Source organism: Bifidobacterium sp. UTCIF-38 (assembly GCF_006454495.1).
Taxonomy (GTDB): Bacteria; Actinomycetota; Actinomycetes; order Actinomycetales; family Bifidobacteriaceae; genus Bifidobacterium; species Bifidobacterium callitrichos.
In genome coordinates this window covers 53256-67551 of sequence record NZ_JFAL01000025.1, presented here as the reverse complement: position 1 = coordinate 67551, position 14296 = coordinate 53256, and the positions used below count along the sequence as shown (strand labels likewise).

The 14296-nt window shown below is 64.6% G+C and carries 12 protein-coding genes; 5 read left to right on the top strand and 7 right to left on the bottom strand.

All coding sequences use genetic code 11. The features are described 5' to 3' along the window. The 3 genes from BW11_RS09490 to BW11_RS09465 all read left to right on the top strand — a co-directional run. On the top strand, positions 1-220 hold a 220-nt coding region (locus tag BW11_RS09490), incomplete at its 5' end, for a response regulator transcription factor (RefSeq protein ID WP_140476361.1). 41 nt (positions 221-261) lie between these two features. Next, positions 262-1728 carry a hypothetical protein gene (locus tag BW11_RS11605; protein ID WP_181162572.1) on the top strand — a complete coding sequence of 489 codons (1467 nt, stop codon included), beginning with the start codon at positions 262-264 and terminating at the stop codon, positions 1726-1728. 446 nt (positions 1729-2174) lie between these two features. Then, positions 2175-3464: an ISL3 family transposase gene (locus BW11_RS09465; RefSeq protein WP_140445469.1), complete on the top strand. Its 1290-nt coding sequence runs from the start codon at positions 2175-2177 to the stop codon at positions 3462-3464. A gap of 238 nt (positions 3465-3702) precedes the next feature. On the opposite strand, the gene araA is transcribed toward BW11_RS09465, so the two are convergent. From araA to rplS, 7 genes are all read right to left on the bottom strand, one after another. After that, the gene (gene araA / locus BW11_RS09460) at positions 3703-5220 is read right to left on the bottom strand and encodes an L-arabinose isomerase (RefSeq protein ID WP_140445430.1); all 1518 of its coding nucleotides are present in this window, start codon (positions 5218-5220) and stop codon (positions 3703-3705) included. A gap of 164 nt (positions 5221-5384) precedes the next feature. After that, positions 5385-6077, bottom strand: coding sequence for an L-ribulose-5-phosphate 4-epimerase (locus tag BW11_RS09455; RefSeq protein ID WP_140445431.1), 693 nt, complete (start codon positions 6075-6077; stop codon positions 5385-5387). A 164-nt stretch (positions 6078-6241) separates the two neighbouring features. Then, positions 6242-7885 carry a xylulokinase gene (locus tag BW11_RS09450; protein WP_140445432.1) on the bottom strand — a complete coding sequence of 548 codons (1644 nt, stop codon included), beginning with the start codon at positions 7883-7885 and terminating at the stop codon, positions 6242-6244. A 204-nt stretch (positions 7886-8089) separates the two neighbouring features. Beyond that, positions 8090-9211 carry a LacI family DNA-binding transcriptional regulator gene (locus BW11_RS09445; protein WP_140445433.1) on the bottom strand — a complete coding sequence of 374 codons (1122 nt, stop codon included), beginning with the start codon at positions 9209-9211 and terminating at the stop codon, positions 8090-8092. Between the two features lie 1179 nt (positions 9212-10390). Continuing rightward, on the bottom strand, positions 10391-11077 hold the full coding sequence (locus tag BW11_RS09440) for a ribonuclease HII (RefSeq protein ID WP_140445434.1): 687 nt from the start codon (positions 11075-11077) through the stop codon (positions 10391-10393). Then, a complete protein-coding gene (gene lepB, locus BW11_RS09435; RefSeq protein ID WP_052119260.1) occupies positions 11074-11898 on the bottom strand; it encodes a signal peptidase I in 825 nt (274 codons plus the stop codon). Before lepB ends, BW11_RS09440 begins: the two co-directional genes overlap by 4 nt. 139 nt (positions 11899-12037) lie before the next feature. Then, entirely contained in the window at positions 12038-12394 is a 357-nt protein-coding gene (gene rplS / locus BW11_RS09430) for a 50S ribosomal protein L19 (protein WP_043166952.1), read from the bottom strand. A 437-nt stretch (positions 12395-12831) separates the two neighbouring features. On the opposite strand from rplS, the gene BW11_RS09425 reads away from it, so the two are divergent. Then, complete coding sequence (locus tag BW11_RS09425) at positions 12832-13452, top strand: HAD family phosphatase (protein ID WP_140445435.1); 621 nt, start codon at positions 12832-12834, stop codon at positions 13450-13452. A 261-nt stretch (positions 13453-13713) separates the two neighbouring features. After that, positions 13714-14217 carry a hypothetical protein gene (locus BW11_RS09420; protein ID WP_140445436.1) on the top strand — a complete coding sequence of 168 codons (504 nt, stop codon included), beginning with the start codon at positions 13714-13716 and terminating at the stop codon, positions 14215-14217. Positions 14218-14296: the final 79 nt, after the last annotated feature.

Genomic DNA, 14296 nt, shown 5'->3' with positions numbered 1-14296 from the left:
GAAATCCGAACCGGAACCTGAACGGTCGTTTGCGTTGTCACGCCAGCAGACCGACATCATGCGACTGTATGCGAACGGGCATTCCACCGAGCAGGTCGCCGACGCGCTCGGTATCTCCAAGGGCACGGTCTTCGCGCAGGTCGCGCGCGTCCGCGACAAGCTGCATGCGCGCGATCGCAATGAGGCGGTGGCGCTGTGTCGCCGATACCTGAGGATGTGAGGGGCGGGATCATGCGGCGGCACTCATCACGGATGTCCTCATTGGAATCGTCATCCCAGCCGAATCACGATCATCACACGGAAGGGCCCATCGACAGACGATCCGTATCGGACGAGTCTTCCCCGGCCGACACGGCACCCGGATCGTTGCTCGCGGACTGGCGTACGCGGATACTGCTCGCCTGTTCGTCACTGCCGGTCGCAGTCGAGACGGCGTATCTGTCGATGCGGGGCGAGGCCGGGAACGGGGATGCGGCCGTTGCGTTCGCGCTGCTGTCGGTCACGGCGTGCCTGCTTATGGCGTTGGCGCCACGACTCGGCGGGTGGATGATCGTCGCATTGTGGGTTGTCCGATGCGTCATGCCGCAGACCGCGGCGTTCTCCGTCCTGTTCCCGTTGCTGATGGCGATGACGGTGATGGCGTATCTACGCACCGGTCCTGCGCTGCTTGCGTCGATGATCGCCGAGATCGCGGCGGCGTCGCGCATATGGCTGTATCCATGGGATACGACGGTGCTCGCCACGGTGTGCGCGACGGCGGCGCTGCTGATGATCGCACTGTGGATCGGGTCGTCGATCCACGGGCAGGAGCTGCGCGAACGGGAACGTCGCGAGCGTGCGATACTGCTGAGGCGACTGGGCGATCAGCGTCTGGCCGAGCAGCTGCATCATTCGGTGGCGAACGATCTGACGACGATCCTACTGCTCGCACGGCGAGCACGATCGGAGTCGGAAGAGGTCACCGCCACGGAGATGGGAGGTTCGGCGGATTCCAAGCACGAACCACGAGCCTCGGTGCTTGACGACTATCAACTTGTCACGCTTATCGAGCGGACCGCTGAAGAGTCGCTGGTCAAGGTACGCAGGCTGATCGCGGGACTGGATCGGCTGACGGAGCCCGCCGCCGATACGACATCCGGCAGGGGCTCGATGTCCATCTCGTCGTTCCATAGAGAAGATGACCAGAGGAGGCATACGCCGGCCGGATTCGGCATCCGAAGCATCAGCCGTTTCCACGATTCCCTCGCAACGCAAGTCGGAGGTCCGTCCTCCCCGACTTCCCTGACCTCCTTGGCCTCCCTGACCTCCTTGACCTCCCTGACCTCCTTGACCCATGACGAGCTGGAGTCTCTGGCGGAGGGATATCGCGCCCGGCTACGCGGCATCGGGCTGGAAGGCGCATTTCTGGTTACCGGCGCTTCAGCGGTCGACTGCTCGGAGGATTGCCGGGAGACATTGCTGTCCGTATTGCGGGAGATCGTCGGCAACATGATGAAGTATGCGGATCCATCCGGCGCGTACTGCATCGCGCTGACGATCGACGATGGACGGGCGACACTGTCCGCTTCCAACGCCTTCAATGATGCTAACCCGTCCGATGGCAACGGGCTATCCGCCGGAACCGGACTACTTCGCTGCCGGCAGAGCGCGCTGCGACTCGGCGGCGAGTTCGAGGTCTCCTGCGCCGATGGCCTCTGGACCTGTCTACTCGTCCTGCCGCTAGTCTGACGCGGGATGATCCCGCGAGAGAGATCGTTGGTATCTCATGACTGGAATCTCTCGCATGATTGAGGCTTTGTGAGAGGTTGATGCCGTCGCGGGGATACAATCTCTCGCTCATGGCCGCTTAGCGAGAGGTTTCCTGTGCGCAGTGACGGGAACGGCTCGCGGAGAGGGGTATCAGCGAGAGAGGGTTGTCATCAGGTGACGGAAACCTCTCGCTGAGCAGCCATTAGCGAGAGGTTTCCGTCACCTGAGTTCCGACATGGCTCGCTGGACCCTATGCCAGCGAGAGATGACGGATAGGAGGGGGCGGGGATCTCTCGCGTAATCATGAAATAACCGGCTCTTCCGGTTTTGGTGTGTAGGGGCCGTGCGGTTTTATTCGGTGTGTGATCGAAAAAGTGAAGAAAACCGCGCGGCTTGGTAACGAGTCTAGCGCGTTCGATGCCCGGGTGCTGCTCGGTCTGGACGGGCTGGGTCTGGTCCCGGTCTGGCAACGGCACGAGCGGGTGGGTTCGCGTGCGGGCGTGTGGCTGGTCGGCTGCGAGCCCGAGGATGAAGCGGCCCGGCACTGCGCGGGGTGCGGCGCGTCCGGCCGCGTGCGTTCCTCGTGGCGTCGCCGGTTCGTGCACACGCCGGTCGGCCAGCACGCCGTGCACCTGCTGGTGCGCGTCAGACGTTATGAGTGCCTGTCCTGCGCGCGCTCGTGGACCGATGATCTGACGCGCGTGGCCGCGGAGGGCAGGCGGCTGACCGAGGCGGCGGTGTGGTGGGCGGCCGCCGAGGTCGTGCTGAAGTCGAAGAGCATGCTGGCGTGCGCGCGCGACCTATGCTGCTCATGGGACGCGGTCAACGCGGCCGTGCTCGCCAAGGGCATGGAGACGCTGGTCGGCGACCCGCATCGCCTGGACGGGGTCGAGGCGGTCGGCGTGGACGAGCACGTATGGCGCCACACGCGGCACGGCGGCCGCTACGTGACCGTCATCGTCGACCTCACCCCCAGGAGACGCGGACGGCCGGCCCGCCTACTGGACATGGTCGAGGGCAGGAGCGAGAAGGCGTTCGCCTCGTGGCTCGCCGAACGCCCCCAGACGTTCCGCGAGACGGTGAGGGTGATCGCGATGGACGCGTTCGCCGGATACAAGAAGGCCGCACGGCATGAGGTCCCCCACGCCGTGGAGGTACTGGACCCGTTCCACGTCGTCAAACTCGCCGGCGACAGGCTCACCGCCGTGCGATGCCGGCTCCAGCGCGAACGGACCGGACGGCGCGGCACCAGCCGGGACCCGCTCTACAGGGGACGGCGCGTCCTATTGAAGACCGAGACCCTCAGGACCGACAGGCAGCGGGAGCGCGCCGCCCGCCTGCTCGACGACCCCGCCAACCATGCGTTGAGGCTCGCGCACGGTGCCTACCAGAGGATCATCCGCTGCTACGCGCAGGAGGACAGACGCAGGGGCAGGGGCATGATGGCCGAGCTCATCGAGGCGCTCAACGCCAGGGGAGCCGCGCCGGGATGCCCGGAACTCGCCGCTCTGGGACGTACTTTGAAGCGCCGCATGGGCGACGTCCTCGCGTTCTTCGACTGGGAGCACAGCGCCAACGGGCCCACCGAGGCCATCAACGGCAGGCTCGAGACCCTACGCGGCATCGCCCTCGGCTTCCGCAACCTCGACAACTACATCACCCGCAGCCTGCTCCACACCGGCGGCTTCAGACAAGCCATCCAAACCCACCTATGAACCACACCCCTTACACACCAAAACCGGAAGAGCCAAATAACCGTGAAGGGCCCGACTCCCCTGATGGGGAATCGGGCCCTTCACGTGGTTACTAACAGGTCAGCCGATCAACGGCCGTCAGCGCTCCATCGATCAGTGACGGAGTCGCTGATGGGATGCGTGTGTCCGCTAGACGTACCGAGGGAAGACGTACGGAGGTACGTCGACCGAGGGACAACGCCGCGGACACTCCATCTCATCAGTGACGGTTGTCGAGGCGGTGGACCATCTCGGAGAGCTCCAGCTCCTTCTCGAACTGGCGGGCGGTGGTGTTCTCGTCGATGACGGCGAGCTCGACGCCGGCGATGCGGGCGAAGTCCTCCCAGGCCTCACGACCGACGGAGGTGGTCATGCAGGTGTGGTGGGAGCCGCCGGCGGTGATCCAGCACTGGACGGCGGTCTTCAGGGACGGCTTCGGCTGCCAGACGGCGCGGGCGCACGGAAGCTCCTTGAGGGAGCCCTGCGGCTCGACGACGTCGACGACGTCCATGAGCAGGCGGAAGCGCTCGCGCACGTCGGACATGGAGACGACGACCGCGTCCTTCTTCGGCTTGCCGGAGAAGACGAGACGGACCGGGTCGGCCTTGCCGCCGATGCCGAGCGGGTGGATCTCGAGCTTCGGCTTGGCGATGGTGCCGATGGACGGGGAGACCTCGAGCATGTGGGAACCCATGTCGAGCTCGTCGCCCTCGGTGAAGTTGTAGGAGTAGTCCTCCATGAGGGAGGCGCCACCCTCAAGGCCGTAGCCCATGACGGCGCCGATGCGCACGAGGACGGCGGTCTTCCAGTCGCCTTCGGCGGAGAAGCCCCAGCCGTACTCGGACGGGAAGCGCTGCGGGCCGACGCCCGGCAGCTGCGGGAGGGCGCCGAGGTCCTCGAAGTTGTCGACGCCGGCGGTGCAGCCGTTGGCGCGCATCATGTTGACCATCGCGGCCTCTTCCTTGGCGGCGATGAACAGGGAGTCGTACTTGGAGTCGAGCAGGGCCGGGTCGACGTCGTACTTGGCCTTGTAGTCCTCGATGATCTCCTTGACCTGATCGTCCTTGACGGCCTCGTACGCGGCGACGAGCTCGTTGACGGCCCAGGTGTTGATGGAGGCGCCGAAGACGCGCTCGGCCTCGGTCTTGTCGCCCTCGGTGACGGCGACGTTGCGCATGTTGTCGCCCCAGCGCATGACCTTCATGTTGTTGGATGCGTCCCAGCCGGCGCAGGCGCGAGCCCAGGTGCCGACCTTCTCGGCGACCTCCGGGTCGGTGTAGTGGCCGACGACGATCTTGCGCTTGATGCCGAGGCGGGAGACGATGTAGCCGAACTCACGGTCGCCGTGGGCGGCCTGGTTCAGGTTCATGAAGTCCATGTCGATGGTCTCCCACGGGATCTCCTTGTGGTGCTGGGTGGCCAGCTGCAGCAGCGGCTTGGTCAGCACTTCGAGGCCACGGATCCACATCTTGGCCGGGGAGAAGGTGTGGCACCAGGTGATCACGCCGATGACGTTCGGGTTGGCGGACGCCTCGACCATGAACTCCTTGACGCCGTCGGAGGACTTCAGGGTGGGCTTCAAAACGATCTTCGCCGGGATCTTGCCGGTGTTGTTGAGGTAGTCGACCATTTCGGCGGAGTGGATGGCGACCTGACGCAGGGCCTCCTCACCGTACAGGTCCTGCGAGCCGACGCCGAACCAGATTTCCTTGCCCTCGAACGGGTTCTCCATAACCATGGGTTACTTCCTTTACTTCGTTGTTGTGGTTATTACTTGGGTTAAGTGTTACTCAGTGCTGGCGTAGTCAGCGGTGGTCTGATGTGTGCGAATCCAAGGCGCGGGAGACGAAGGCGTACGAAGGTACGTCGAGTCTCCCGCAACGCAGGAGGCGCACCATCAGATCAGTGCTGACCGTAGACGTTCTGGTAACGATCGTTGAGCTTATCGATGTCCTCCTGCGGGATCTCGATGATCTCACCGAGCTGACGCGCCGCCCACATCGTGTGCGCGACCTCCTCGGTCATCGCCGCGGCCTTCACCGCGGACTCCGCATCCTTGCCGATCGTGAACGGACCATGATTCTGCATCAGCACCGCCGGGGACTTCGGATACTTCGCCAGCGTCTCCACGACGCCCTTGCCGATCGCCTCCGAGCCGATCAGACGGAACGGGCCCACCGGCACCGGACCGCCGAACTCGTCACCCATCATCGTCAGACCACACGGAATGTTCTGACCCGTCGCCGCCCACGCCGTCGCATACGTGGAGTGCGTGTGCACCACGCCGTACACGCCCGGCATGTTGCGGTAGATGTACGCATGCGACGCCGTATCCGAGGAAGGCGCCTCGGAACCGTCGACCACGTTGCCCTCCAAGTCCGTGACGACCATCGAGTTCGGCGTCAGGTTCTCGTAGCGCACGCCCGACGGCTTGATCACCATCAGATCCGCCGTGTGCAGACGCTGCGACACGTTGCCGGCGGTCCACACGACCAGATTCCACTTGATCAGCTGCTGGTGCAGGTTCGAGACGACCTCACGCACCTGCTTGACCTCGGCACGAACCTCGGGACCGTAATCAGCCAAAGTAGCCATAATTTGGGTTTTCCTTTCCACTGTTTGGATTGACGATTGCTCTAAAAATTCGGGTATCTCCCCCAGTCAGCCTTCTGGCTCGCCTGTCGGCTCGCACGTTGCCTACAAACAGCTCTGCTGTTTGCTTCACGGCAACGTCCTATCAGAGGGAGCCGGGGGAGGAACTACTTGTCTTCGAGATCGATGGACTCGATCGCGGTGTGCTCGATGGGCAGGCCCTTCGAGAAGCGGGCGAAGAAGTCCTCGAAGCCGACGACGTCACCGGCGCTGGGCTCCTCGGTGGTGGACTGCGCGTCCTTGAACACGCGACCGTCGAGGTAGTCGGCGAGGTTGGTGTGGTCCTCGTTGGTGTTCCACAGGTAGTCGGCGAGCACTGCCATGCCCCATGCGCCGCCTTCGGCTGCGGTGGACATGACCTTGATCGGGGTGTTGAACGCGGCGGCGAGGATCTTCTGCGCGACCTTCGGGGTGGTGAAGATGCCGCCGTGGCCGACGAGGGAGTCGATCTGGACGTGCTCCTGCTTGGTCATGACGTCCATGCCGATCTTGACCGGGGAGAACGCGGAGAACAGCTGGGCGCGCATGAAGTTGCCGAGGGTCATGTGGGCCTCGGGGCTGCGGGCGAACAGCGGACGGCCCTCGGGCAGGCCGGCCAGGAACTCGCCGGAGCGGAACGGGTAGTTCAGCAGTCCGCCGCAGTTGGCGTCGACGTCGTCGGCGATGGCGGCGCGGAACAGCGTGCCGTAGAGCGTGCCGGCATCCACCGGCTGGCCGAGGGCCGCGGCGAACTGGCCGAACAGGCCCACCCAGGCGTTGAGGTCGGAGGTGAAGTTGTTGGCGTGGCTCATGCCCGCGAGATCGCCGGCCGGGGTGGTGACGAGGTCGACTTCGGGATGCAGGGCCTTGAGCTTGCGCTCGAGGACGACCATCGCGAAGATCGAGGTGCCGGCGGAGACGTTGCCGGTGCGCACGCGCACGGAGTTGGTGGCGACCATGCCGGTGCCGGCGTCGCCTTCCGGCGGGGCGAGCACGATGCCGGGCTGCAGCACGCCGGACGGGTCGAGGAGCTTGGCGCCTTCGGCGGTCAGCTCGCCGGCCGGGGTACCGGCGACGAGCGGCTCGGGCAGCAGGTCCTCGAGCTTCCACGGCTGGGCCTCGACCTCGGGCAGGGCGTCGAACTGCTTGACGAACTCGGTCTCGTAGGTGTGGGTGGTCGGGTCGATCGGGAACATGCCGGAGGCGTCGCCGACGCCGAGCACCTTGCGGCCGGTGAGCTTCCAGTGGACGTAGCCGGCGAGCGTGGTGAAGTACGCGACCTTGGAGACGTGCTCCTCCTTGTTGAGGACCGCCTGGTAGAGGTGGGCGATGGACCAGCGTTCCGGGATGTTGTACTGGAAGAGCTGGGAGAGCTTCTGGTGCGCTTCGGAGGTGTTGGTGTTCTGCCAGGTGCGGAACGGCACGAGCAGTTCGCCGTTCTCGTCGAAGGCGAGGTAGCCGTGCATCATCGCGGAGAAGCCGATGTGGCCGACGTGGGTGAGCTTCTCGCCATACGCGGTCTCGACGTCGTTGGCCATGGATGCGTATGCGGACTGCAGACCCTTCCAGATCTCCTCCTTGGAGTAGCTCCACAGGCCGTCCTCCAGATGGGAGGCCCAGCCGTAGTCGCCGGAGGCGATGGTCTTGTAGGTGTCGTCGATGAGGACGGCCTTGATGCGAGTGGAACCGAATTCGATGCCCAGCGAGGTCTTGCCGGCGCGGATCTTCTCGGCGATCGCGGCGACCTGCTCCGAATCGTTCGTAGCTGCCATAGTGTGTGACTCCTCACTGACCGGCCGGTCATCACCGCCCGATCGTCGTCCTGCAGGCGTTGCTCCAGCCCCTCATCGGGCAGGCTGTTAACGCTCACAATTTCCGTGCACCATTGTACAGACTGGACCGATGGAACTCAACCCCGTCGTGTCTTGTCCGATAACGGTTTGATAACAGACCCCAATTCGGCCTTATAGCGCCGTTTACACCACGCGGGGCGGGACGGGGCCGAGCGAGATGCGGTCGCGCACCTTGGCCGGTACCAGCCCGACTCCATGCTGCGAGTTGGGCAGCTGGGGCGACTGCTCCTCCCCCAGCAGACGCAGGACCTCCTTCATCGCGGCCGTGCCGAGCCCCTCGAAATCGGGGCGCACGGTGGTCAGCGGCGGATACATGTTGTCCATCGCGGTCATGTCGTCGAATCCGACGAGGCTCACATCCTGCGGGATGCGCAGACTGTGCTCGTGCAGCGCGCGCGCCACGCCCACCGCCTGGCTGTCGTTCGCCGCGACGACCGCCGTCGGCAGCTTCGCGCCGGTCACGCCGGCCGTATCGATCAGACGATTCATCTTCGCGTACGCCTCGCTCGACTCCCACGTGCTGCAGCGCATCACCTGCGTCTGGATCGACTCCTCGGCCGACAGCGTCTCCCACGCAGTCAGTCGCGTCGCGGCGTCACGCCATTCGGACGGGCCCGCCAGATACAGGACGCGGCGATGCCCGGCCGACTTGACCAGACGCATCACGTCCTTCATCGCACCCCACTGGTCGATGCCGACGAACGACGTGCGCTTCAGCCCGTCATCGGGAATCAGCGAACGCGCCTCGCGCATGCTCATCCCGCCGTGCGTCGACGTGACGATGACGCGCGGCTGGCTGACGCGCGCACGGCACGCGACGTCGAGCATCACGTCGGTCGGCGTCAGGAAGATGAACGCGTCGACGTTCTGCTCGTTGAACGTGTCGACGAGATTGTCGAACTCCTGCTGCGTGCACAGCGCCTCGTGCACCATCATCACGCTCATGAACAGGCCGTGGCTGCGGGCGATCGATTCGATCGAGGAGATCGCGGAGATCGGGCCGTAGAACTTGAGGCCGCCGGCGATCAGGCCGATCGTGCGCGACCGTCTGGAGGCGAGGGCACGCGCGGAGTTCGACGGGCGATAGCCGAGCTCGCGGATCGCGGCCTTGACTCGGGCGCGGGTCGTATCGGAGACGTCCGGGGAGTTGTTGATGACGCGTGACACCGTCTGGTGACTGACGCCTGCGAGCTTGGCGACCTCGAACATCGAGGGACGTTTGTTCGAACTGCGGCTGGAACCCATACCTCTTCTCCTTCCGCGCGGCATTGCACTGACGGCACATTACGGCACCGACGGCCTTAGGGCTCCAGCTTATCGCGAACGCGTAGACGACACAGTGAGCGCTCACAGGATACTCGGAATATGTTCGGTTTCGTTCGTTTCGCCAAGTTCCGTCGTGGGCCGCGGTGAGGCGGAATCCGCTGGGCGTGACACGCTCAAGGCCGCTCGGCCGTACCCCTGCTGTGCCGCTCAACGCAATTATCAGTGTTTTTGGCGTTGAGCGGCACGACGATGCGTCATTGCCGCCTCGCCACCTTTTTGACATGACGTCAAAACGGCTATTTTCCAACGATTCCGCAATAACCGGTATCGCAGGAGTCGCTTCTGCCGTCGTCTTGTCTGCCGCTCAACGCGAAAAACCACCAAAATCGCGTTGAGCGGCACGGTTTTCTGCCACTCAACGAACATCAACCGATTGACATGCGCTGAGTGGCAGATCCATCACGACCCATCACGCGTCCATCCCCCGATCCGCCCCCGGTCGCCGCATCAGGCCTACGGGATCGGACGTTTTCCCGACCTTGCAGGCCCCATAGCGGCGGACCCTATGGGATAGGACGTAACGGAACGAGAAATGTGGGTTATTGCGGCAGATCCTGCGGGATCGGACGCAATGGGGCGGGAAATGAGGGTTGTTGCGCCGGATACTACAGGGTCGGGTGCAATGGGCTCGGATCGGACTGGACGCTAGGGCCGAATTTGTCTGGTGAGCGGATAGTTGACGCAGGTCTGTGCGACACCTGCGTGGACACCTGCGTGACGCAGACCTGGCATCGCACTTCAGAAATTCGTTGGCCTCGTTTCCGACTCCCTTTGTCAGGACGTTGCCGTTGGCCAGAACGTTGCCGCGAGGCAAACGGCGAAGCTATTTGCAGGCAATGTGCAGGCAGCGTACGAGCCGACAGGCAAACCAGCATGACGCGCGCAGCGCGTGCCGTAATCGCAGGACGCGCCGGCCTGCGAAGCAGGTCTGAAACGAGTCTGAGAGACAGTCAATCCAACAACGAATCTACAACACAGGACACTAACTCACGTATTGCACTGGAGGGGGATCGGCGTTCGCCGTTCGGGACCGTAGGCTTGGCCGAGCGGCCTTGAGCGTGTCCCGAACGGTGAACGCCGATCCCCCGACCAACCACCCTACGTGAGCTTCCAGGAGAGACGATGCTGGTCGCTGGGGCCGTGTTGGGCGATGGCGTCGCGGTGGGCCTGGGTGCCGTATCCCTTGTTGTGCTGCCACTCGTAAGGTTCGTACTTGGGGTCGGATTCGGCGAGTTCGACCATGAGATGGTCTCGGGTGACCTTGGCGATCACGGCGGCGGTGGCCACGACGGCGCAGTGACGATCGCCCTTGACCTTGGTCGTCACCTGCGCGGGGATGGGGACGTCCGGCGCGTCGAAGGTGTTGAGCGCCTTGGTGATGTAGTCGCTCGGCCCATCGAGGATCGCGCCGACGCGGATGGGGCGGGCGAGTCCCAACTTGCGCTCGACATCGGCCAGCGCGCGCAGGGCGGCCACGCCCAGCGCGTACGAGATGCCCCAGTCGTCGATTTCGGTGTTGAAGGCGGAGCCGACGGCGTATGCGGCGGCCCAGTCGGTGAGCTCGTCGTAGATGGCCTCACGACGATGCTCGGTCAGGAGCTTCGAATCGGCGACGCCCGCGGGAACGTCGATGGCCCCGCTGTCGAGATCGTGCGACCGGATCGCGGCGCAGCCGACCATGGCCGGTCCGGCGAGCGCGCCGCGGCCGACCTCGTCGAAGCCGCAGATCAGGTCGTAGCCCTGTGCGGCGAGGTCGCGTTCGAGATCGAGCGTGGGGGTGATCATGCGGCGTTACCGGCCGAACCGTCCGAACCGGCGTCGGGCACGTTGGAGAAGACCTCGTGGTGGGCGTCGAGTCCACTGATGCGGCTGAGGGGCCAGTATCGGGCGATGCCGACGCCGACGACGTCGCTCATCGGCACGAGACCCTTGTCGCCGTCGTCCTGATGGTAGCGGGAGTCGGCGGAGTTGGCGCGATTGTCGCCCATGACGAAGATGTGGTTCGCGCTGACCGTCACGCTGAACGGGAAGGCGCTGGGGTCGACTCCGGCCTTGAGGTAGGCGGTTTCGTTGACGGCGACGCCGTTGACCTTGATCGGCTGGCCGGCACCTTCGCATTCGACGGTATCGCCGGGCAGGCCGATGACGCGTTTGATGAGGTAGTCGCCGGCCAGCGGATTGCCGGACTGTTCGCCCGCGAGCCAGTTGGCGGGGTCGTGGAAGACGACGACGTCGCCGCGTTTGAGCCCGAAGGGCCTGGGCGAGAGTTTGGATGTGACGACGCGGTCGCCGGGTTCGATGGTGCTTTCCATCGAACGCGAGGGAATCTCGTAGAAGCCGACGAGCAGGACGCGGATGAGGATGACGACGAGGATCGGGATGCCGCACCAGATGAGCGTGTCGCGCCAGGAGAAGTTGTCGTCGTGCTCCTCCCTGCGTCTGCCACCGCCTCGGCCGCCGTTTCCGCCGGCGCCTACGGCCGGGTCGACCGGCTGTTCGCTGACGCCGACGACTTCGGCGGTGACGGGCATGTCGGACGGATCGACGCCGTGATTGGCCACGTCGAACGTGTACTGGTCGCGTTCGTCGGATTCGTTGGATGCCATGGTTCCCTTCCTGCTCGTCCATGTACTGCCCACATGCCCATGTGCATGCCGCCCATGCGCTCGGACCAATCATAGTGCGTGGGTATGGAAACGGCCCGGAAACCGGAAGGCTTCCAGGCCGATTTTCACGTGAGTGATATCACTTGGCGCGACGCTCGACGATACGAGCGGCCTTGCCGCGCAGGGCGCGCAGGTAGTAGAGCTTGGCGCGGCGGACGCGACCCAGACGCACGACCTTGATGGAGTCGATGGACGGGGAGTGCAGCGGGAAGCGGCGCTCAACACCGGTGCCGAAGCTGATCTTGCGGACGACGAAGGTCTCGCGCACGCCGGAACCCTTACGGGCGATGACCACGCCAGTGAAGGTCTGGATACGGGAGTTGTTGCCTTCCTTGATCTTGACGTTCACGTCGACGGTGTCGCCCGGACGGAAGGTCGGGATCTCCTCGGCCGGCTTCATGTGCTTGGCGTCAAAAGCGTCAATGGCGTTAACCATGGTGTTTCCTTAGGTGCCGCCGCATATCGGCCACCGGTTGGGGGCATGCGCTTCATGGCCGTTCCCCGGGCATCCCGCCCGATGCGACTCCACGCACGCCGATTCGTTCCCTCGCCGGTTCGCCGACGAAGGGGGTGTCAATCCGCCGGGAGACGCGCCTTGCGGCGGCCCGGCTGGACTTCCTGGGCGAAACGGGTTTATGCGGTGACCCGTCTCACGACACAGCAATCGTCAAGATTATCCCTCGGGCGGGACAGGCGACGAACCCCGGAAGGCGGCCCCGCGATCCGACGAATCACCCCAGTCCATTCCACGAGCCGGACGGCGATCGCCCGGGAGCCGGACGCGCGCATCCGCGCCCGGCACCGCTCCCCTACCATCGTCCATCGGTCATCGGCCCGGAAAAGGAAAGGGGCCGGAAAGGAAGGCGATCGACGATGGTCGACAACGTGATCTTCGACTTGTGCGGGGTGCTGGTCGACTGGCGTCCAAGGCTTGCGCTGGAGGGGCTCTTCCCGGCGGACGAGATCGACGGCATGTTCGCCGAGGACGATCATTGCGGGTTCATGTACTTCGACGACCTGCATGACAGGGGCACGGACTACGTCGACCTGCTGCCCGACTACGAGAACGAGTACGGTCCGCGGCTCGCCGCGATGATGCGCGCCTACGCGGACCACGTCGATCGCACGCTGACCGGTCCCATGCCCGGCATGCCGCAACTGGTCGCCGATCTGAGACGACGGGGCGTGCGCGTATGGGGGCTGACCAACTGGGGGCGCGACACCTGGCCGATCATGGCCGGCCGCCTCCCGCAGCTCATCGGCATGCTGGATGGCGTCGTCGTCTCCGGGCGCGACGGCGACGGCGCCGCCAAGCCGGACCGGGAGTTCTTCGATCTCGCACTCGCGCGGTTCGGCGTTCAGCGCACGTCCACGCTGTTCGTGGACGATTCGTCGTACAACGTGGACGGCGCCACGGCCGCGGGATTGCAGGCGTTTCGCTTCACCTGCGCGGATGAGACACGACGCTGGCTGGCCGACCACGCCCTTCTCTGATTCCACGAGCCGGACATCGCCCTGCCACGAGCCGGACCACCCCCTTCCACGAGCCGGACGGCGGCAACCGGCCGCACACGCCTCCTCTAGTATCGGATGACGATTTCAATAGTCCATATATTGGACTTGCTGAATTCACATACCAAACAAACACAAACACACAATCACATATGTCTTCACCGTCGCAGGACGGCGTGGCGCGGCGCATAACTGAGTGCCCGCGACCCCACGAAACAGCAATCAGGGTGGTGGAGGGTAATCATGGGCACGTTTTCCTTGACGGCCAACAACGAGATCGGACGGAAGGCGGTATGGAGGGCCGTCGCGCTGGGACAGCTGGAATTCCCGCAGGTCAGCGAACCGTACGCCGGTGCGTTCGACGACGATTTCTGGCCGAGCAGGCACGAGGAATACAACCGTCTCGAATGGGACGAGATGGACTGGCGGTCCATCCGCGAACAGATGGATCGGGCGAGCGACCAGCTTCAGCAGCATCCCGAGGCGTCGCCCGAACTCGAATTCGACGTGCCGTCGATACGCGAACGCACGTTCCTGGAGATGTGGTTCGGCTACGGCGATCCGAGCGTGGAGGCCTCGGCCGACGACACCCATTACCGGGTCGGCTACGGGCAGCATCGCATCTGCGCGTACGCCGACTATCCGATGAACGCCCGCGACCGAGACCTGATGCGGATCCCCGCATCCGGATTCCTCCCGACCGGCCCGCTCTCGCCGAACACCAGAATCCCCGTGCTGACGCACTGAATCATCCGCGATTCCCCCACGGGCGCGACACGAGCTTCAACCAAAACGAAGACAAGCAACAACAGGACAGGACGGCAGC